This is a genomic window from Serratia oryzae (assembly GCF_001976145.1).
Classification (GTDB): Bacteria; Pseudomonadota; Gammaproteobacteria; order Enterobacterales; family Enterobacteriaceae; genus Chania; species Chania oryzae.
Window position 1 is genome coordinate 394,761 of record NZ_MOXD01000002.1, and the last position, 19,752, is coordinate 414,512.

The window sequence follows — 19,752 nt, forward strand, 5'->3', positions numbered from 1 at the left end:
CCTATTTCGTAACCTGAATCTGTGCTATTTCCTCCACGTTACCAGCGGAAGAACCCAGGTACACAGCGCGCTGGCCGCTAGCAACCTGCCATTGTGCCGTATTGACGTCCCAATAAGACAGCGCACGTTTTGCGATGGGGATCGTCACTCTGCTGGATTCCCCGGCGGCCAGCTTCACTTTGCTGAACCCGGCCAACGCTTTTTTCGCCATCGGCACCGCGGCATTGGCCGGGGCGCCTAAGTAAACTTGCGGAACATCCACACCGGCGCTTCCCCCGGTATTGGTGACCGAGAAGCTGACGCTATAGCCGTCTGCGGTGGCGGCCACGGTCGGTTCACTGTAGGAGAACTGGGTGTAGGATAACCCGTGACCGAATGCGAAACGTGGGCTGACGTTGTTTTGATCGTACCAGCGATAGCCAACAAATATCCCTTCTTGGTAAATCACCGTATCGTCTACGCCAGGGAAGCTTTGCGGTTCGTTGGCCGGGGCATAATCTGCCAGCTTGAATGGGATCGAGATCGGTAAACGCCCGCCGGGCGACGCCTGGCCAAACAGGATATCCGCCGTAGCATCGGCCCCTTCCTGGCCGGGATACCACATGTTCAGCAGCGCGGTAGGCTTGTGCGCGCCATCCAGCCAAGGCATCTCAATGGATGAACCCACATTCAGCACTACGACGGTATTCGGGTTGGCTTCTACCACCGCCTTGATCAGCGCATCCTGATCTTCGGGGAGGTTGATTGACTCAATCAGGTCTTTCCCTTCGTTGCCTTCGGTATAGGCAAACAGCACCACGTTTGAGGCATTCTTGGCGGCGTTGACGGCATCGTCAAACCGCTGCTGTTTCAGCTCCGGGGTCATCCAGGCTAGCCTGAAGCTGGTGGGTTTCAGCGGATCGGCCAGATCGGTGGCAAAGTCACTGCCCGCGCCGGGGATCGCGGTGATGGTAATCGGCTGCGGCACACCGGCCTCAAGGTGGATTTTATAACCTGCCCACTGCAGCCCATCGCGCGTGGAGATCAGCGAGATATCGGCAAAAGAAATCGAACTGCTGTCGGCAATGCCGATCTGCGGATTACCATTCTGATCGCCGGTGCCGATTTTCAGGCTGGCACCGCCATTTTTCACCTGAATCTTCAGCTCATAATCGCCGGTGGTCGGTGCCGTCAGGTTACCGGACCAGGTGATCACTTGCTTGCCGTTTGGGGCCAGCGGGTTGAGATTGTCGGTGGTGAAGTTGAGCTCGTTGTCGAGGCTGCCATCATTCCTCAGTAGCCCAGGTTGCCCATCGTGGCTGAGTGCGGAGGCTGGGATAGCGATGCCGTCAAGATCAACACCGGGTTGATAGCTGACTTGCCCATCGGCCAGTCGCTCTTTAATTGAGGCGAGCGGGGCCTTCATATTCAGCGGTTTCACGCGCGAACTGCCGCCGCCGCCATAGTTGAGGCTGGCCGCCGTTTGGCCAATTACCGCCAACGATGTGATACTGCTGGCCTGCAGAGGCAGTGCGTTGTTCTCGTTAACCAATAAAACAGCACCCTCGATCGCGGCCTGTTTGGCGATAACGCTGTTCTGATCTTTTAGCTGATCGATGGTTTTCTTCGCCGGTGGCGTGCCATCCAGTAAATGGAACTTATCCATCTGGGTTAGAATGCGGTAGACCGCTTTATCGACGGTGGCGACTGGGATCGCCTTATTCTGTACGGCGTCAATCAGCAAGCTGCCGAACATATTGCCCCCCGGCATTTCCATATCCAGGCCGGCGCTCAACGGGGCGGGCGTCAGCGCCTCCAAGCCTTGTAAGCCCGGTAGCACGGCGGCGTACCAATCTGTCATCACAAAGCCATCGTATTTCCACTGGGTACGCAGAATATCCGTCAGCAGCGTCTTGCTGGCGCACGCGTAGTCACTGTTTTTACCGTCGATAGCCAGACGGTTATAGGAGCACATAAAAGAAGCCACTCCGGCGTTAACCCCTTGCTCAAATGCCGGTAGGTAAATCTCGCGCATCGTACGTTCATCAACAATAGTGTTGATAGTCATACGATTGGTTTCCTGATTGTTGGCCGCAAAGTGCTTGATGTTAGCCATCACCCCCTGATTTTGGATGCCGGTGATCTCTGCGCTGGCCATTTCTCCGGCGAGCAGCGGATCTTCACCGAAAGTTTCAAAGTTTCGCCCGCCCCCCGGAATTCTGACGATATTGACCATGGGGGCGAGCAGCACATCCTGATCGATCGCGCGGGCTTCCGCGCCGATGGCCGCCCCGTATTGCTTGGCCAATGCAGGGTCAAAACTGGCCGCGAGAGAGACTGGCGCAGGCATCGCAGTGGTCAAGCCTTTGGTATAGCGCGCCCCGGCGGGGCCGTCGGTGAGCCGCAGTGGTGGAATATTGAGCCGGGGCACGCCTGGAATAAAGCCGACGTTGGCCTTGTTTTCCGGATCGCCAAAGTCCGACATATCAAAGCCTTTGACTAAACCATGCAGGAACGAGGTTTTCTCTTCCAAGGTCATCTGCGCCAGCAAGCGCTCAATTTTATCGCCGTTTTGCGAGGTACTGGAGCTGTTGTCGCATCCCGCGAGGGTTAACGCAGAGAGACAGATTAACCCAGACAGGCGTTTCAGCGTTTTTTTATCCGGGCGATTCATGCAGTTAATTGGTTTTTTCATATTTCTTTCCATGAATTCATGTGGGAAGGTTTTTAAAAGCCAGGGTATTCAGGAGTTAATCTATATTTTTCGGGCAGCAAAATATTACCCACAAAGAACGTTTTTTTAACTTGATAGTACAGTTTTATTTAAATTTGACCGTGGTCACACCGGAGATTAACCGGCTGCACCCTGATGCGGTTAGGTTATAAAGTTATTTATAACAGACTTTTATCGCGTTAGGCGTGGAAGGGGAGCAGATCTGCTGTGTTCAGCCGTGCTTATGCTTCTCTGGCAGGTTTAAGATTAAAAGAGGGTATCCAAACTGTGTCCCGCAATGGCCCCAGCCCAAAGCCTGCCCGCTGCGTTGTCGGGTTTGAACACCGGCCACCTGATAGGTCTTTGGCACAGCGACGGCATCATGATCAATTGAAGGGCACTGCCGAGCCTAGTGATATTTCCCGTTGCTTTTGTAGTTACCGACGCGCAGATTTAAACCCAGGATCTCGTGGAGAACAGGGACATGATGAGCGAAACGCTGTTGTCAGTATTGAGCATTACCGGCGCGATTACGCTGGGGGCGATGAGCCCAGGGCAAAGTTTTATTCTGGTGGCGCGCACCGCCGTGGCCTCGTCGCGTCGTGACGGCATGGCAGTGGCATTAGGCATGGGGACAGGGTGTTTTGTCTTCGCGCTGATTGCCCTGCTCGGCCTGCAGTCTCTGCTGCTGGCGCTACCCTGGCTGTACACTACGCTGAAAATGCTGGGGGGCGCTTATCTGATTTATCTGGCATTCAGGATGCTGCGCGCTGCCAGCCAGCCATTGACGGTAGAAGCCACCGGGGGGCAGCAATGGGGGTTTCGCCGGGCATTTACCACCGGGTTGCTGACCCAGTTGGGCAATCCGAACACCGCTATCGTGTTCGGCAGCGTATTTGCCGCGCTGCTCAGCCATACAATTGAACCAGTGCTGTACATCGTGCTGCCGCTGATTGCCCTCGCGGTCGACTTGCTGTGGTATGCCTTTGTGGCATTTGTGCTGTCATCGCCACGCCCGCGCCGGGTGTATCTGCGTTTCAAAGCCTGGTTTGATCGCTTGGGCGGCAGCGTTCTGGCGTTGCTGGGCCTGAAACTGATGTTCAACAAATAGCTTAGGCTTTACGTTTGCGCCGCCACCAATAGCGCAGCAACAGGATGGCGGCGATCACCAGCGCACAAAACAGCAGGCTGTAGAGCTTTTTATCATAACCGCTGACGAAACTGCCGATAGCCTGGCCACCAAAATAGCCCAGCAGCACAAAGAGCGTCGCCCAGAGGATGGCACCAAGGATATTCAGCGGGATAAACAGCGAAGGGGGCAATTTGCTGGCGCCGATCAGCACCGGGCCGATAATGCGGAAACCATACATAAAACGCACGCCAATCACGAACAGCATCGGGTGGCGGGCAATCAGCCGTTGCGCGCGCTCAATGCGCTGCTGCTGATTCTTGATGCGTGAAATGACTCGGCCACCAAAATAGCGCCCGGCAAAATAGAGCAACTGATCGCCCAACGTGCCGCCAAGTGCCACCACCGCGATCACCAATGGTAAGCGCAAAAATCCGTTGTGTGCCGCAATACCACCCAGCAGGGTAATGGTTTCCCCTTCCAGCAGGCAACCGATTAACAGCGCCCAATAACCATATTGCGTGATATAATGGGCCAGATCCGTCATATTTTTCCTTATCGATTGCGATCAACTGCTGATATTAAGCGTGTGTTGCCCGTTTGGCCTCAATATATAAAATCTTTTACTCGTTATAAAGTTATCCCAGGATAACATGGAATTATTATGCTCAAGGTCGGTATCTGGTTGCTGTTATCTTTGCTCTCTGGCAGTGGGCTGATTATTTATGCTTTGCAGCAGCAATATGAAGAGCAATCCATCGATTTTCGTATTTTACATCGCGATATCACGGTCAAACTCGCGCAGCATGAAACGATTCTTTCATTACTGTCCGTAACCAGCGATCCTTCAGTCATTCAAGAGAAATTCCCCCAGATCCTTGCCTGGAAACCGCTACCGTCTGCGGCGGCACCCCATACCCTGTTGCCCGCCGGTAAGGGCACTTATTGGCTCAATGATCAGCATTTTGCGTTGCTGATCGATCTTAACGTGCTGCTGGCCGAACTGCCGCAGAGCCACTATTTTCGGCATATTCGTCTTAGTTGGCAGAATGCTGAGCTGATCGAACTCGGCGGGCGCTGGCAACCTGCCTATTGGCAGTGGGATAAAGAGGTCGCCAGCGCTTTGCAGCCTTTTGAACTCTCTGCCAGTCGCGATCCTGATTGGGCGCGCTTACCGTGGCTGCTGATGTTGCTAGCGTCACTCGGTTGGGCGGGGATTATCTATTTTGTCAGCCAGTATCGTGTGCAAAAACGCCAGCGCAACATTGCCGTTCTGCGTGAACATTTCTCGGAGTTGACCCGGCTTAATGCGATGGGCGAAATCACCACCGGCATTGTTCATGAACTGAACCAGCCGTTAACGGCGATTCTGAGCTATAACCAGGCCGCGCTGCGCCTGCTTAATCAACAACAGGCACACAAGGTGCCGCCACTGCTGGATGCTGCCGTGATCCAGATAAAGCGTATCAGCGCACTGCTGCTGCAGTTCCGGCAAAAGCTGACTCATGATCGGGTGGTGTTTCAAGCGGTAAATCTGGGTGAGATCTGGTCGCGTGTCACCATGCTGCTGGAAAATGAGATCCAAAGCGGGAGGGTTAATGTGATCAACCGCTTGCCAGCAACCTTGCCCCCACTGCGGGCTGAACCGCTGTGGATTGAGCAGATTTTTCATAACATCCTGACCAATGCCATTCAGGCGCAGCAACATCAGGCGGCGTCCTGGGTAGCCATCAGCGCCGTGGCCTCCGAGCAAGGCATTACGTTGCAGCTCAAAGACGGCGGGCCTGGGCTCTCTGAACAGGCGTTGCAACAGGTGTTTATGCCTTTTTTCACCACTCGCCCAGACGGCCTAGGCTTGGGTATGGCGCTGGCTGAAACCTTGATCCACCGCCTTGGCGGCAGTATTAAAGTAGAAAATATTGCCGGGCAGGGGGCCTGTTTCACCCTGTGGTTCCCTTTTAACGCTCAGGAGGAGTGATGGAGCCGTTTATCTATCTGATTGATGACGATCAGGCCATCCGCTGTTCGCTCAGCTCATTATTGGCTACCATGGGCTGGCAAACGCGGGCCTATGAAAGCGTGCTGGATTTCCAGCAACAGATGCAGGAGCCGCAGGCCATATCGGGTTGTTTGCTGCTGGATATCCGTATGCCGGGCAAAAGCGGGCTGCTGCTGCTGGAAGAGTGGCAGCGGCAAGGGCTGGCAATCCCGGTCATCATTATGACCGGCCACGGCAATATTGATCTGTGCCGACGTGCGTTCAAAAATGGCGCTTTTGAGTTCCTGACCAAGCCTATTGATGCAGATTTGCTGATCGAAACCGTCAGCGCAGCATTGGAGCATCAGCATCTGCTGCAGAAACAACGCGCAGAAAATGCCGAATTAACAGACAAGCTCAGCACGCTCTCTGCACGTGAATATGAAATCACCCTGCTGATTATGGAGGGTAAATCCAGCAAAGAAATCGCCCATGATTTAACCCTGTCACCGCGTACCGTTGAAGCGCATCGCGCCAATCTGTTTGCCAAATTGGAGATTAACTCCTTGGTTAAATTGATTACCATTTATGGCGGGCTGCTGACTAAAAATATGGACTAGGTAAAAACACCTAGAAAGTTAGGTAATCGACCGAATTGTTTCCTCGCGCTGGGCTGGCTATTTTAACGGAATCTGTTGCGATGATGTGAAATAAGCCAGATTGCGATGCTTCACATCATTATTAATTTATTTAGAGCGAGGAACGCATGAATATTAAACCTCTTGTGCTGGCTATTTCTTTAGCGGCTATTTCTGGCCAGTCTTTTGCTGATGATGCTTTGCAAGGTTATTACGGCTCACTGAAGTTATTGCACGTTGAGCAATCGGCAAAAAATATGGATACCAGCAGCCGCCCAGGCGTTGGGAGTTTTGTCAGCGGCAATGAAAGAGAAAATTTCTTTAATGGGGCTATTGCCGCAGGTTATCAGTTTGGTAATGGCTGGCGCACCGAAGGTGAATACGTTTTCAAGAAGAAGAGCGAATACACCAGCGGGTCAACCACCTTTGCCAGCAGCTTTAATCACCATAAAGTGGATGTGCAACGTTTAATGCTCAATGCTTACCGTGATTATGCACTGGGTTATGACTTCTCGATTTATGGCACCCTTGGCCTGGGTATCGCTAAAGTTGAATCTGATGGCTGGCAGGGTAATACCTCACGTCAATATGGTTCAAACAGCCAAACCAATCTGGCCTACTCTCTGGGGGCCGGGATCAGCTATGCCCCTATTGAGCGCCTGAGCTTCGATCTGGGTTATCGTTACGTTGATATGGGCAATGTTGAAAGTGGTTACAACAACTTCAACAACGTCAGAGGGCTGAAGGACGAGCAAATGAAAGCGCGTCTGGTTTCCAGCGAAGTGGTACTGGGTGCGCGTTATCTGTTCTAATCTCCGCTGATTTTCATTTATTACCGCTGTGCCTGTTATTATCCTGTGTCTATGATAATTTCCCGCTTGCCAGATTGGATAAGCGGGAAATTATCCCCTTCTTTGTAAACGCCACCATAGGCTCTTTATTTCAATCCACGTCATTCCATTTGTCGGCGATCCGCAACTTGAAAGGTAATGGATATGCCTCTGTTGTAAGATAACGATGGAAATCTCTTTGGGTATAAATCTCAGTGATGGGAGAGTGCTAGGTTTGCGACAGATTAGCACATTTCCCTGAGCTATCCTGTGGTGTAGCGGAGGAGCAACAAATGTATCAGGATTTTGACGGTGAGTTGAACTGGGCGATGCGCCATATGCCGCGCACCCGTGCGGCGGTTGCGGCATTGCCGGATCTGCACGGTGTGCGTCTGGCCTGCAATATGCACCTGGATTTGAAAATGGCACCGCTGGTGGCGGGGTTATTGGGGAAAGGGGCGGCGATTTATCTCACCACCTGTAACCCGACAACGGTTCAGGATGACGTGGTGGCCTGGCTAGAGCGCCACGGTGCCGAAGCCTATGCCTGGCGTGATATGAGCGAGGCCGACTGGTCTGCGTCTTTTGATCGCGCGCTGGACTGGAATCCGACACATCTTTGCGAGATGGGGGCCGATCTCACCACGCGTCTGCACCAGTCAGCCAGCGGCCCGCAGATTAAGGCCGGGTTGGAAGCCACCGGTTCAGGCATCAACCGCCTGGGCGGCATTGCGCCGCGCTACCCGATTTTCAACTGGGATGACCTGCCGGTGAAAGAAGGGCTGCATAACCGCCATATGGTGGGGCTCACCGCTTGGCACACGTTCTTCCAGACTACCCATTTAACACTGCATGAAAAATGCGTGCTGGTGATCGGTTATGGTCTGGTGGGCCAGGGCGTAGCTGCTGCCGCCAAGGCCTATGGTGGGCAGGTGATCGTGGCAGAAATCGATCCGGCGCGGGCTTTACAGGCGCGTTACGACGGCTGGGCGGTTGTCGATCTGGCTGCGGCAATGGCACAGGCCGACGTGATTGCCACGGCAACCGGGGCGAAGAACGTGCTGTCTGCCGCGCATCTGCAACAGGCGAAAGAGGGGGTATTTATCCTCAACGTGGGCCATGTGGCGGAAGAGATTGATGTGGGTTTCCTGCAAACCTTGCCGTGCAGCGAACCGCTACCCTTTGTTAACGCCTACCAATTGGCCGGAAAAACGCTGTATCTGCTGGCGAACGGCTCAATGTTTAACCTGACGGCGGGCTATGGTGACAGCCTGAATGCCTTTGATGTCACCCTGGCGGTAATGGCGGCGGGGATCGGCCATATTGTCGGTGTTGGCGCACAGCAGCCCGCTGGGGTGTATCTGTTGCCGCAGTCGGCCTGGCAACCGGCACTGTAACTTTTGTTAAGCCGAGCGCACAGCCCCGTGCGCTCGCGGTTTGCCTAATTTTCGCTTCGACAGAATTTGTCACAAATAGCTGTTAACAATCACTGTGCTAAATTCATATCCCTCACTTATAATTCAACGCATTAGGTTTCCCCTTTCTCCGTGAAGAGTAATGCATGTGAAAATCCGTGTTTTGGTTCTAACCCTGCTCGCTTTGCAAACGGGCATTGGCCAAGTGCCGCGGGCGCTAGCCAGTGAGAAAAAGGTTGCCGCGCACGCGACCCAGCCTGAGCTGGCTTCCGGCAGTGCGATGGTGGTGGATATGCAGAGCCATAAGGTGCTCTATGCACGTAACCCGGATGAAGTCGTACCGATCGCCTCGATCACCAAGCTGATGACTGCGATGGTAACGCTGGATGCGCATTTGCCGCTGGATGAAATGCTGGCCGTGGATATCAGCCATACGCCGGAGATGAAAGGGGTGTATTCACGCGTGCGCCTGAACAGTGAAATCAGCCGCAAGGAAATGCTGCTGCTGGCGTTGATGTCGTCAGAAAACCGCGCCGCCGCCAGCTTGGCGCATCATTACCCAGGTGGCTATAACGCCTTTATCAAGGCGATGAACGCCAAGGCTAAATCTCTGGGCATGACTCATACCCATTACGTCGAGCCAACCGGGTTGTCGATTCACAATGTGTCCACCGCCCGCGATCTGACCAAGTTGCTGATTGCCACTAAACAATATCCGCTGATCGGCCAGTTGAGCACTACGACTGAACGTATGGCGACGTTCAAAGATCCTAACTACACCTTGCCGTTCCGCAATACCAATCACCTGGTCTATAACCAGAAGTGGAATATCCAACTGACCAAAACCGGCTTTACCAACCAGGCCGGGCATTGCCTGGCGATGCGCACCGTGATCGGCAACCGCTCGGTGTCGCTCGTGGTGTTGGACGCTTTTGGCAAATATACCCACTTTGCGGATGCTTCGCGCCTGCGTACCTGGATCGAAACCGGTAAGGTAACGCCGATCCCGGCGGCGGCGCGCGACTATCGCCGCCAGAAAGACGGGCGTTTGGCAAAAAACGACACGGAATAAGCCATCGGCATCACCTGCCGGGCTGCGGCAGGTGATTTTCTACTCAGGCCGAACGTCAGTAACCGGAAGCGTGTGGCTCCCTTCACCCAACGTGCGTTGCATGATGTGAGTATCCAACCAGCCACCAAATTTAAAGCCAACGCCACTTAGGGTGCCGACGCTGCTGAACCCCAGTTTACTGTGCAGCGCCAGCGATCCCGCGTTGCCCTGCGCATTGCCAATAACGGCCAACATTTGCCGCCACGGGCCCTGCTCACAGCGGGCAATCAACGAGCTGAGCAGGGCCTTACCGATGCCGTGTCCTTGCAGGCCTTCGGCGATATAGACCGAATCTTCAACCGTATAGCGGTAAGCCGGGCGCGGCCGATATGGCGTGGCGTAGCAGTATCCCACCACGTGTCCGTCCAGTCTGGCCACCAGCCACGGCAACCCAGCGGCCAGTACCTTGTTGCGACGCTCCTGCATTTCATCCCGCGAAGGCGGGGTTTCTTCGAACGAAGCCACTCCATACAGCACGTGATGGGCATAAATCTGTTGAATGGCAGCCATATCCTCAATGCTGGCATCAGCGATAACCAGCATGGCCGGTGGGGTTGCAAGTGACATAGCGATCCTTGTCAGTGATGACGAATCAACACATTATACGTTGAACGAGGGATACGTTCATTTCGGTAATACGTACCTGCAGAGCGTTAGAAGCAAATGCCCTCTGAATGCCTGGCCGCGCACTCAAAGGGGGAGTGATGGCGGTTATCTGCCAGCGCGAGACATCAGTTGTGCAATCGACTGACGCAAGTAGGCGAGCAGGGTGGGAGTGAGCCAGGTGCCTTCAGTAAGCGCCGGCTCCTGTTCCATCGCCTGGCGGATTTTCATCTGGGTTGCCGGGTTATCGCTCGCATAGGAGCGGAACAGTTCCAGCCATTGAGCAGCCAGCCGTTGTACCTGCTCCGATTCTGCAGGGACTCCTGCTTGCATGGCCTGCTGGAATTGCGCGATCAACCCCGGCCATTCCTGCATGCGATCAAAATAGTGGGCACGCACGTAGGCATATTCCTTCTCATCGAGATACTTGCGGTAGATTGCCAATTTGGTTTCAGCAAAGGCGCGGGTGATGTATTCGGTCATTGCCGGGGTAATGCCCGTTTGTTCACGCATCAGGGGTTCATCAGCATGCATGGTATTCAATCGGGTCAGAAATGCCGGATTACCTGCGGTATCACGCTCCAGCGACCGCATCCAGCGGCGCGCAATGGCCTGAGCGCGTGGATCTTCTGCGCTGACGCCGCTTTCCATCAGCACCGATACGCTGCTGACCATCTCTCCCCATTCCTGGTTACGTGCTTCATCTGCCTGGTAGAAGGGTAACTGCGTCAGTTCGTCGGCGGTAAAATATTTATCGTACATCGTCATTGACTCCAAGGTTGTCAGCCAGTCGTTTAATTCAGGTTCATCGCCCAGGGCCAATTGCGCATGCATATGCTGCAACCGGCCACGCAGTGCGGTGATCTGCGCCAATTGCCGATCGAGCATGGCAATCTGCTGTGCAATCACCGCCGGCAGAGACAGCTCGGAACGGGCCAGGAGTGCTGCGATTTCTGCCAGCGTGACTCCCATGCGGCGCAACGCCTGAATATGGTGCAGGCGGGTAATATCCGCGCGGTTATACAAACGATATCCGGCGTCGGAACGTGCCGAGGGGATCAACAAACCAATACTGTCGTAGTAATGCAGCGTTCTGACGGTCATTCCCGAACGGCGCGCCAGTTCGCCCACTTTTAATAACATTGGGTTATCTCCTGCAGCTTCAGGTCATAAGAATATAAAGCCTGACGTAGCGTAAGGGTCAAGAGGAAACAGGAGTGATGGCTTGGGGAAGGTGCAGGCTCACGCAAGGAGCCTGCAACAGGCTAAGCGTGCGGTTACCAACCTTTTATGGCACCGCCGTTGAAGATTTTTTCTGCGGCTTTGGCTACCTCATCGGACTCGTAGGCCTTTACGAAGTTCTGCACGTTTTGCGCGTCTTTGTTGTCGGCGCGGGCCACCACGATATTGGTGTACGGCGACTCTTTATCTTCAATAAAAATGCCATCTTTGGTTGGCGTCAGGCCGGTTTGGTTGATGTAGGTAGTGCTGATGACCGCAACGGCGACTTTAGGATCGTCCAGCACATGGGGAAGCTGCGCGCCTTCCAACTCCATGATCTGGTAATTATGCGGGTTGGCGCTGATATCCAATGAGGTTGGCAGCAAACCTTTGCCCTCTTTAAGATCGATCAGCCCAACCTTTTTCAACAGCAGCAGCGCGCGGCCGAGGTTGGTGGGATCGTTGGGGATGGCAATCACCGCACCGTCCTGCAGCTCTGTCAGCGAGGTGATTTTCTTCGAGTAGCCCGCCATCGGGAACACAAAGGTATTGCCGACGGCGACCAGCTTGTAGCCGTGATCGTGATTCTGCTGGGCCAAAAACGGCCGATGCTGGAACACGTTGGCATCCAGTTCGCCTTTATCGGTGGCATCGTTAGGCAGCAGCGAGCCGCTGAAACCGACCAGTTCTACCTCCAGGCCAAATTTCTCTTTGGCTACCCGTTTGGCAACTTCGGCCACATCCTGCTCGGCACCGTTAATCACGCCGACTTTAATATGGTTTGGATCGGTTTTTTGCTCGCAGCCCGATAGCAGCAGCATGGCCGATAAGGCAACGGCCAAGGGGGCACAACGCCAGGTTGTTGTCATCAAGTTCTCCCTGAAAAAACAATAAAATCAGTGATTTTATGCTGATAGATAACCGCGGCTTTAGAGTGAAGTCAAACGATTACTCAGTATACCCTTCATACTTCAAGTTGCATGTGCGTTGGCTTGCCTCGCTTTTGGCGTAAACGCCAGCCTGCGGAAAGCGGCGATTATTATTATGAGAAGATGCGCCTTATCAATTTGAGAAATTTAACAGGCAGCCAAGGAGGCGTGGGAAGTTATTAGGGGGTTTTTTCTCCGCCAATTAAAGCACCGTGTGGCAGAGGTAGCAAAAATAGAGCATAAAAATCAGACATCTTATTCTTGGCATAAATATTGGATCCGTTAACGGTGAGAAGGCGTTGCCCGAGGTCGATTGCAATCGTTTGCATTGGCTAAACCGGGTTTGCCATCAACGGATGACAATAGGGGAATAGTATGTGTGCGTTACGTTCAGCGCTGCCAGGACGCGTAGATGGCATGGCGAAAGTTAAGGGAACTGCTGTTTACGGTGATGATATCCTGTTGCCGGGAATGCTATTTGGCGTTTGCCGCTATGCGGATATTCCCGCCGGTAAAGTAGAAGAGCTTGATCTCAGTGATGCACTGTCGGTTGAGGGGGTCGTTAAGATCGCCACCTACCAGGATATCCCCGGTACGCCGGTTGTCGGGATCATCGTTAAAGACTACCTGCCGATCATTAAAGACGAAGTGGTGTTTCACGGTGATGTGATTGCCGTGGTAGCAGCGACCAGCTATGCGGCGGCCTGCGAAGCTGCCGATAAAATCCGTGTGCGTTACACGCCCTATGCGCCGATCACCGACGTTGAGCAGGCCCTGGCTCCGGGAGCGCGCCTGATTCACCCCGAGCGGAGCGACAACATTGCTGCCTATCATCACACCCTCAAAGGTGATGTTAAGCAGGGATTCGCTCAGGCCCGCCACGTGCTGGAGCGCGAATATGAAGTCGGTTTTCAGGAACATGCCTACATTGAGCCGGAAGTGGTCCTCACCTGGCTGGATCCCACCGATGGCAGCCTGATTATTTCCGGTTCGATCCAGAACCCGCATCGTGTGCGCAGCTTTGTAGCGAAGTTTATGGGGTGCCCGCAGAGCCAAATTAACGTCAAACGCGCGGTAATGGGGGGATCGTTCGGTGGTAAAGACGACATCATCGACCATCTGGCATGCCGTTCGGCGCTGTTGACGCGCCTGACCGGGCTGCCGGTAAAGTTTGCCTATAACCGCGAGCAATCGATCATCGAAAGCTGCAAACGTCATCCCTACAAAATGAAGTACAAAGCCGGCTTCGATGACGAAGGCCATATTCTGGCGATGAAGATCGATATCCTGGCCGATAGTGGCGGCTATGCGGCGTCGACGCCGTTCGTCACCTGGCGCTCCTCGGTGCAGGCGGCGGGGCCCTACCGCATTCCTAATGTGCATATCGAGGTGACAGGGGTCTACACCAACAACAGCTATACCTCGGCGATGCGTGGCTTCGGCTCTCCACAGGTGGTGTTCGCCAACGAGTCTTTTATGGATGAGATCGCTGACTATCTGCAGATGTCACCGGTAGCGCTGCGCGAAAAGAACGCCCTGCGTCAGGGGGATACCTCGGTGACGGGGCAGGTATTTGATAAACATACCGTCTCGGCCGTGGAAGTGCTGAAAAAGGCGACAACCTCGGCGGAGTTTATGGCTAAGCGACAGCATTACCACGCGTTGAACCAACAGGGTGGTGTGAACCGCTACGGCATTGGCCTGGCGTTAAGCTATCGCGGTTGTTCTATCGGTGCGGAAGGCGTTGATACTTCGACGGCGCTGATTCAGGTCAATGAAGACGGTAGCGTGAATATCTCGACGTCGGTATCGGAAAACGGCCAGGGCCTGCAAACCACCATGTCGCTGATTGCAGCACAGGCCTTTGGCATTGCACTGACGGATATCCACTTCAGTGAACCGCCGACCTCGGTGATTGGCGACGGCGGCTCCACGGCAGCTACCCGCGGGACCTTGGTTGGCGGCGGGGCTATTCTTGATGCGGCGGATAAGATCAAGCAGCGCATTCTCAGCGTGGTCGGCGATGGCATCGGCACGCAGGATCTTGCCAATACCCTCTGGCAGGGGGGCTATATCATCAACAAGCAGGATCAACGTCAGCGCATCGATTTTAAAACGGCGGTCAACAGCACTAAATGGGCCAGTGTCAGCCTGACTGAATATGGTTGGTTTGTGCCGCCGCCTATCCACTGGGATGAAGAAAAAGGGTGCGGTAGCCCTTATTTCACCTGGGTTTACGGTTGCCAGATAGCCGAAGTGCGGGTCAATACCAGTACCGGTAAGACCGATCTGTTGCATGTGACCGCCGCGCATGACGTTGGGCATGTCCTCAATCCCGTCGGCTTTGCCGGGCAGGTTTGCGGCGGGGTCGCGCAGGGGTTCGGCTATGCGCTGCTGGAGGACTTTAATATTGAAAATGGCCAGGTGAAGTCGGAAAACTTCGACAGCTATCTGCTGCCCACCATCAAAGATATTCCGCCGATTACGGTGATTGGCGTCGAGAACCCGGATATGGCCGGGCCGCTCGGGGCGAAAGGGATCGGTGAACCCGCAACGGAACTGGCGGCAGCGGCAATTAATAACGCGGTCAGCTTCGCGCTGGGCACGCGCTTCAACACTTTGCCGCTGACGCTGGAGCAGGTGATTCTCGGCTATAACCTGAAAAAACCGGCCCGCCAGAGTGAAATGATGCTTGAGGCGGAAAACAAAAAACAGGTATTGCGCCTGACTGACGTGACGGTGATGCGTCCGCAGAGCCTTGAGGAGGCGCTGGCGCTATTGGCAAATGATGGCGTCACGGCCATTGCTGGTGGTACGGACGTTATCGTGCAGGGGAGATTGCAGACCCGGCCAATGAAGCTGGTGGATATTTCTCGTCTGAAGGAATTGACTCAGATAAGCGAAGATCCCAACACCCGCGAAATCACCCTCGGTGCGGCGGTGACCTTCAACCGTATTACCGAACATCCTCTGCTGCGTGAGCGCTTCCCGCTGTTGGTGCAGGCGTGCCGGACGGTGGGTTCGTACCAGATTCGTAACCGCGCAACGATCGGCGGCAATATCGTCAATGCCGCTCCTTGCGGTGACTCGATCCCGCCCGCCATTATCTACGATGCGCGCGTGGAGTTGCGCTCCCACACCGGCGTGCGCACGCTGTCGCTCGGTGAATTTTTGCTCTCTGGATATAAAACTCAGCGTCAGCCGGACGAATTGCTGACCAAGGTGATATTACCACCGCTGGCCAGGCCGAATGCGCAAGGCTTTTATCATCAGCTTGGGCGGCGTAACGCGCTGAATATTACGCGTCAGAGCCTGACCGCGCTGCTGGAGTTTGATGCCGAAGGTGCCGTGAGCTACTGTCGGCTGGTGGATGGTGCACTGTTCAGCAAGCCGCAGCGTATGCTGGACGTAGAGCGCTGCTTGCAGGGCCAGAAGCTGACGAGCGACACCATTGCCAGCGCCTGCGAGGTGCTGGATAAGCTGATTTATGCCGCCATTGGTAAACGTTGGTCAGCGGCTTATAAGCAGCCGGTGTTTATCAGTATGTTCCGCGACATGATGGCGCAGGCGCAGCAGGTGTGTCGGAAGTGAGACTGGCGTGCCCGCTCGTGGCATTTAACCGGGTGGGCAATCACAGGGCGAGGTAGCGTTCTGCATAATGGGAAAAATAATGAGCACAATCAAAGTGAAGGTGAATGGCAAACTGGTGGAAGCCAAGGTGACGGGGAATATGCGTCTGTTGGATCTGGTGCGCGATACTCTGCATCTGACTGCCACCAAAGAGGGATGTTCGATTGGTGAATGTGGGGCCTGTACGGTGATTATGGACGGCAATGCGGTCTGTTCCTGTCTGGTGTTGGCCGGGCAGTGCGATGAGGCGGAGATCACCACCCTGGAGGGGCTGAACGATAATCCGCTGACGCAAAAGCTGCAGGCGGCGTTCGTTGAAAAAGGCGGTGTGCAGTGCGGGTTTTGTACCCCCGGTGTGCTGGTGAGCACCACCGCATTGCTGAGTAAACATCCTCAGCCGAGTGATGAACAGCTCAAGGATGCGCTGGAGGGGAACATCTGCCGCTGCACCGGCTATCAGCCGATTATTGACTCAGTTCACCATGCGTTGGAATCGTAATGAACGTTTCCCGGCCCAGCTAAACGGCGGCCGGGGAGCCCCGGTCGCCTAGGCTTATTGTTGATAATCCACCCTAATATCAGCCTGTGGGTATCATAGGGTGTTTACACTGGCCGGCTATTGGAAAGGATGCGTGCGCCATTCCCGTCCTCTGAGAATGATGATCTTTTCTGGAATATCAATTTTGATGTTATCGACAGTTAACTGCCCAAGGTGCAAAGTCCACCGCGAGCCTCGAGCGGGTAGTGCTGTTTCAAATCGAAGGACAATGCCTCGTTGTTCACCATTCAGGTTTATGGTTTCTGCCTGCAATGCTGAGTAGGCTACGGCGGGTCTACTGCCTGCGGAGGACGTTGTGCCACTGCACCGCTTAGCTGGCATGTCTCCCGTCTTTAAGCTGAGATCATCGTAAAACGCTGCATCGGAGATGATTCGTTTTCCATTTTCCTTTTCTATATAAGCCCTCTGATTTGAGTACATTATTGGAATTCGCGCGCTGTGATTTGCCCTGCTGTAGTTGTGTGCATAGAGAGATATCCACAACGCAGATTCGTCGGCACAGGTTATGTTTACTATGATTTCGATACTTTCTTGCTTGCCATTTCTTTCAACGTTGACCTGATGGGCACTGGGCCAATTTTTGTCCCCCTCAAACCAGGGGGTAGGCGGAGTACTGACTACACACGCACCTAGTGCCAAGGAAAGGAAGCAGACCATCATGGTTAACATCAATTTTCTGTACATGGATATATCCAGGATTATTGGCTTAGCAGAGATTGATTGGACGCCGATAGCGCCCTGGTGCGGAATTTTGCCGAGCATGTATACGTTGCTGAGACAGCTAGTAGGCTGGGTTGGTTTCGTCAACCCAGCGCTTTTTCGTCGCCTGGTGATTTAACCCATGGCGCTTGCGCGCAGTCGGGCTTTCAGCTTGTTGTACTCTTCAACCACATACTGTTCGGCGGCGCGCTGATCGGCAATCCTCTCAATGTTAACGGCGCAGTACTTATACTCTGGCGTTTTGGTTATCGGGCTCAGGTTATCCGCTACCAGTTCGTTACAGGCGCCAATCCACCACTGATAGGTCATGTAGATCGCCCCTCTGTTCGGGCGATCGCTCACCTGCGCGCGGGTGATGACGCGCCCCTTACGCGAGTTGATCCACACCAGCGCTTCATCGGCAATGTTCAAGCGTTCGGCATCGGCGGTGTTGATCTGCACGTAACCTGGTTCATCCGCGAGCATTGCCAGGGCCGCACAGTTGCCGGTCATTGAACGGCTGGAGTAGTGGCCGACTTCGCGCACGGTGGAGAGCACCAGCGGATATTCATCGGTGAGTTTGTCGATTGGTGCAACCCAGTCGCAGGTGAAGAACTGCGCCAGCCCGTTCGGCGTCGAGAATTTCTCTTTAAACAGGTAAGAGGTGCCCTGATCCGCTGCGGACTCATCGCGGCAGGGCCACTGTATATACCCTAACTCGCCGATTTTCTCATAGGTGGCACCGTAGAAGTTCGGGCACAGGTGCCGCAGCTCGTCCCAGATCTCCTGAGTGTTGTTGTAGTGCATTGGGTAGCCCATGCGGGTGGCGATTTCGCTGATAATCTGCCAGTCGGTTTTCAGATCCCACTTCGGTTCCACCGCTTTAAAGAAACGCTGGAAGCCGCGATCCGCAGCGGTGTAAACCCCTTCATGCTCACCCCACGAGGTGGAAGGCAAGATCACATCCGCTGCTGCAGCGGTTTTGGTCATGAAAATATCCTGGACGATAACCAACTCCATATCGTCAAACGCCTTACGCACGGCAGGCAGTTCGGCATCGGTTTGTAACGGATCTTCCCCCATGATATAGGCGGCCCGCACTTCCCCCTGTGCTACGCGGTGCGGCAGTTCGCTGATGCGATAGCCGGTGTGCGCAGGCAGGCTGTCTACGCCCCAGGCTGCGGCGAACTTTTCGCGGTTTTCCGCGAACTTGACGTACTGGTACCCAGGGTAGGTATCCGGCAGCGCTCCCATATCGCAGGCACCCTGCACGTTGTTCTGGCCCCGAACCGGGTTTACGCCGACGTTCGGTCTGCCCAGGTTACCGGTCAGGATCGCCAGGCTGGTCAGCGAACGGACGGTTTCCACGCCCTGGTAGAATTGGGTCACGCCCATGCCCCACAGAATAACGGCGGATTTCGCGTTGGCGTACAGGCGGGCGCAGGCGCGAATTTGCTGCGCGCTGACGCCGGTGACATCTTCCACCGACTCCGGCTTATAGCCCGCGACGATTTTGCGATACTCCTCAAAGCCCTCGGAACGGTTGGCGACAAAGGATTTGTCGTACAGATCCTCTTCAATAATCACCTGCCCGATGGCGTTGAGCAGCGCGATGTTCGAGCCGTTGTTCAGCGCAATGTGCATATCGGCGATGCGCGCGGTTTCGATTTTGCGCGGATCACAGACAATAATTTTTGCCCCGTTGCGCTTAGCGTTAATCACGTGATTCGCCACGATCGGGTGTGAATCTGCCGGGTTATACCCGAAGATAAACACCAGATCGGTATGATCAATCTCTGTAATGGCATTGCTCATGGCGCCATTACCGACCGATTGGTGCAGACCTGCAACCGAAGGGCCGTGTCAGACGCGTGCGCAGCAGTCGACGTTATTGGTGCCAATCACGGCGCGCGCGAATTTTTGCATCACATAGTTGGTTTCGTTACCCGTTCCGCGGGAAGAACCGGTGGTCTGAATGGCATCCGGGCCATACTGCTCTTTAATCGCGCTGAGGCGAGTGGCAACGTAACTGAGCGCCTCCTCCCAGGAGACGGCCTCCAGCTTGCCGCCGCGCTGACGGCGGATCATCGGGGTTTTCAGGCGTGGCGTGAGGATCTGCGTATCGTTAATGAAATCCCAGCCATAATAGCCTTTCAGGCACAGGGTCCCCTGGTTGTTTTTGCCCATCGCCGCTTCGGCGCGGACAATCTTTCCTGCTTCAGTCACCAGTTTGATCTTACAACCGGCCGCGCAGTAGGGGCATACGGTGATGACATCTTTCATGAGAATCACACTCCTTGTAACGGTGCAGCAACGCT

16 protein-coding genes are annotated in these 19,752 nt (G+C 54.5%); 8 read left to right on the top strand and 8 right to left on the bottom strand.

From position 1 onward, the window contains the following. Position 1: 1 nt before the first annotated feature. A complete protein-coding gene (locus tag BMI79_RS05035; RefSeq protein ID WP_076940984.1) occupies positions 2-2,674 on the bottom strand; it encodes a beta-glucosidase in 2,673 nt (890 codons plus the stop codon). Positions 2,675-3,179: 505 nt separating this feature from the next. Here BMI79_RS05035 and BMI79_RS05040 point away from each other — a divergent pair. Further along, positions 3,180-3,803 (top strand): LysE family translocator, encoded by a 624-nt coding sequence (locus tag BMI79_RS05040; RefSeq protein WP_076941235.1) that lies wholly within the window; start codon positions 3,180-3,182, stop codon positions 3,801-3,803. Position 3,804: 1 nt separating this feature from the next. Here BMI79_RS05040 and BMI79_RS05045 read toward each other — a convergent pair whose 3' ends face one another. Beyond that, a complete protein-coding gene (locus BMI79_RS05045; protein ID WP_076940986.1) occupies positions 3,805-4,368 on the bottom strand; it encodes a DedA family protein in 564 nt (187 codons plus the stop codon). Between the two features lie 117 nt (positions 4,369-4,485). Between BMI79_RS05045 and BMI79_RS05050 the strand changes: the two genes are divergently transcribed. From BMI79_RS05050 to pbpG, 5 genes are all read left to right on the top strand, one after another. After that, on the top strand, positions 4,486-5,799 hold the full coding sequence (locus tag BMI79_RS05050; protein WP_076940987.1) for a sensor histidine kinase: 1,314 nt from the start codon (positions 4,486-4,488) through the stop codon (positions 5,797-5,799). Next, positions 5,799-6,419: a response regulator transcription factor gene (locus BMI79_RS05055; RefSeq protein ID WP_076940989.1), complete on the top strand. Its 621-nt coding sequence runs from the start codon at positions 5,799-5,801 to the stop codon at positions 6,417-6,419. The genes BMI79_RS05050 and BMI79_RS05055 overlap by 1 nt, the downstream gene beginning before the upstream one ends. 146 nt (positions 6,420-6,565) lie before the next feature. Further along, positions 6,566-7,249 carry an outer membrane protein gene (locus BMI79_RS05060; RefSeq protein WP_197091804.1) on the top strand — a complete coding sequence of 228 codons (684 nt, stop codon included), beginning with the start codon at positions 6,566-6,568 and terminating at the stop codon, positions 7,247-7,249. Between the two features lie 311 nt (positions 7,250-7,560). Continuing rightward, positions 7,561-8,664: an adenosylhomocysteinase gene (locus tag BMI79_RS05065; RefSeq protein WP_076940991.1), complete on the top strand. Its 1,104-nt coding sequence runs from the start codon at positions 7,561-7,563 to the stop codon at positions 8,662-8,664. A 160-nt stretch (positions 8,665-8,824) separates the two neighbouring features. Next, entirely contained in the window at positions 8,825-9,754 is a 930-nt protein-coding gene (gene pbpG / locus BMI79_RS05070) for a D-alanyl-D-alanine endopeptidase (protein ID WP_076940993.1), read from the top strand. A 39-nt stretch (positions 9,755-9,793) separates the two neighbouring features. Here the strand turns inward: pbpG and BMI79_RS05075 are convergent, their stop codons facing one another. From BMI79_RS05075 to BMI79_RS23745, 4 genes are all read right to left on the bottom strand, one after another. Beyond that, positions 9,794-10,360, bottom strand: coding sequence for a GNAT family N-acetyltransferase (locus BMI79_RS05075; RefSeq protein WP_076940995.1), 567 nt, complete (start codon positions 10,358-10,360; stop codon positions 9,794-9,796). Between the two features lie 144 nt (positions 10,361-10,504). After that, positions 10,505-11,539, bottom strand: coding sequence for a MerR family transcriptional regulator (locus BMI79_RS05080; protein WP_076940998.1), 1,035 nt, complete (start codon positions 11,537-11,539; stop codon positions 10,505-10,507). 134 nt (positions 11,540-11,673) lie between these two features. Further along, on the bottom strand, positions 11,674-12,486 hold the full coding sequence (locus BMI79_RS05085) for a MetQ/NlpA family lipoprotein (RefSeq protein ID WP_076941001.1): 813 nt from the start codon (positions 12,484-12,486) through the stop codon (positions 11,674-11,676). 239 nt (positions 12,487-12,725) lie between these two features. Beyond that, positions 12,726-12,875: a hypothetical protein gene (locus tag BMI79_RS23745; RefSeq protein ID WP_158069104.1), complete on the bottom strand. Its 150-nt coding sequence runs from the start codon at positions 12,873-12,875 to the stop codon at positions 12,726-12,728. Positions 12,876-12,921: 46 nt separating this feature from the next. Here BMI79_RS23745 and BMI79_RS05090 point away from each other — a divergent pair, with 46 nt between their 5' ends. Together BMI79_RS05090 and BMI79_RS05095 are read left to right on the top strand one after the other, a co-directional pair. After that, complete coding sequence (locus BMI79_RS05090) at positions 12,922-16,137, top strand: molybdopterin cofactor-binding domain-containing protein (RefSeq protein WP_076941002.1); 3,216 nt, start codon at positions 12,922-12,924, stop codon at positions 16,135-16,137. Positions 16,138-16,216: 79 nt separating this feature from the next. Next, entirely contained in the window at positions 16,217-16,675 is a 459-nt protein-coding gene (locus BMI79_RS05095) for a (2Fe-2S)-binding protein (RefSeq protein WP_076941004.1), read from the top strand. A 117-nt stretch (positions 16,676-16,792) separates the two neighbouring features. Here the strand turns inward: BMI79_RS05095 and BMI79_RS05100 are convergent, their stop codons facing one another. Then, complete coding sequence (locus tag BMI79_RS05100; RefSeq protein ID WP_125828727.1) at positions 16,793-17,419, bottom strand: hypothetical protein; 627 nt, start codon at positions 17,417-17,419, stop codon at positions 16,793-16,795. 150 nt (positions 17,420-17,569) lie between these two features. Next, entirely contained in the window at positions 17,570-19,717 is a 2,148-nt protein-coding gene (fdhF, locus tag BMI79_RS05105; RefSeq protein ID WP_083704367.1) for a formate dehydrogenase subunit alpha, read from the bottom strand. Between the last annotated feature and the right edge of the window lie 35 nt (positions 19,718-19,752).

Bases quoted from the DNA above. Each gene is read 5' to 3' on its own strand.
- BMI79_RS05040 (WP_076941235.1), top strand. From the start codon at position 3,180: ATGAGCGAAACGCTGTTGTCAGTATTGAGCATTACCGGCGCGATTACG.
- BMI79_RS05100 (WP_125828727.1), bottom strand. From the start codon at position 17,419: ATGTACAGAAAATTGATGTTAACCATGATGGTCTGCTTCCTTTCCTTG.
- BMI79_RS05065 (WP_076940991.1), top strand. From the start codon at position 7,561: ATGTATCAGGATTTTGACGGTGAGTTGAACTGGGCGATGCGCCATATG.
- BMI79_RS05045 (WP_076940986.1), bottom strand. From the start codon at position 4,368: ATGACGGATCTGGCCCATTATATCACGCAATATGGTTATTGGGCGCTG.
- BMI79_RS05035 (WP_076940984.1), bottom strand. From the start codon at position 2,674: ATGAAAAAACCAATTAACTGCATGAATCGCCCGGATAAAAAAACGCTG.
- pbpG (WP_076940993.1), top strand. From the start codon at position 8,825: ATGCATGTGAAAATCCGTGTTTTGGTTCTAACCCTGCTCGCTTTGCAA.
- BMI79_RS05090 (WP_076941002.1), top strand. From the start codon at position 12,922: ATGTGTGCGTTACGTTCAGCGCTGCCAGGACGCGTAGATGGCATGGCG.
- BMI79_RS23745 (WP_158069104.1), bottom strand. From the start codon at position 12,875: ATGCAAACGATTGCAATCGACCTCGGGCAACGCCTTCTCACCGTTAAC.
- BMI79_RS05080 (WP_076940998.1), bottom strand. From the start codon at position 11,539: ATGTTATTAAAAGTGGGCGAACTGGCGCGCCGTTCGGGAATGACCGTC.
- BMI79_RS05085 (WP_076941001.1), bottom strand. From the start codon at position 12,486: ATGACAACAACCTGGCGTTGTGCCCCCTTGGCCGTTGCCTTATCGGCC.
- BMI79_RS05055 (WP_076940989.1), top strand. From the start codon at position 5,799: ATGGAGCCGTTTATCTATCTGATTGATGACGATCAGGCCATCCGCTGT.
- BMI79_RS05050 (WP_076940987.1), top strand. From the start codon at position 4,486: ATGCTCAAGGTCGGTATCTGGTTGCTGTTATCTTTGCTCTCTGGCAGT.
- BMI79_RS05075 (WP_076940995.1), bottom strand. From the start codon at position 10,360: ATGTCACTTGCAACCCCACCGGCCATGCTGGTTATCGCTGATGCCAGC.
- BMI79_RS05060 (WP_197091804.1), top strand. From the start codon at position 6,566: ATGAATATTAAACCTCTTGTGCTGGCTATTTCTTTAGCGGCTATTTCT.
- BMI79_RS05095 (WP_076941004.1), top strand. From the start codon at position 16,217: ATGAGCACAATCAAAGTGAAGGTGAATGGCAAACTGGTGGAAGCCAAG.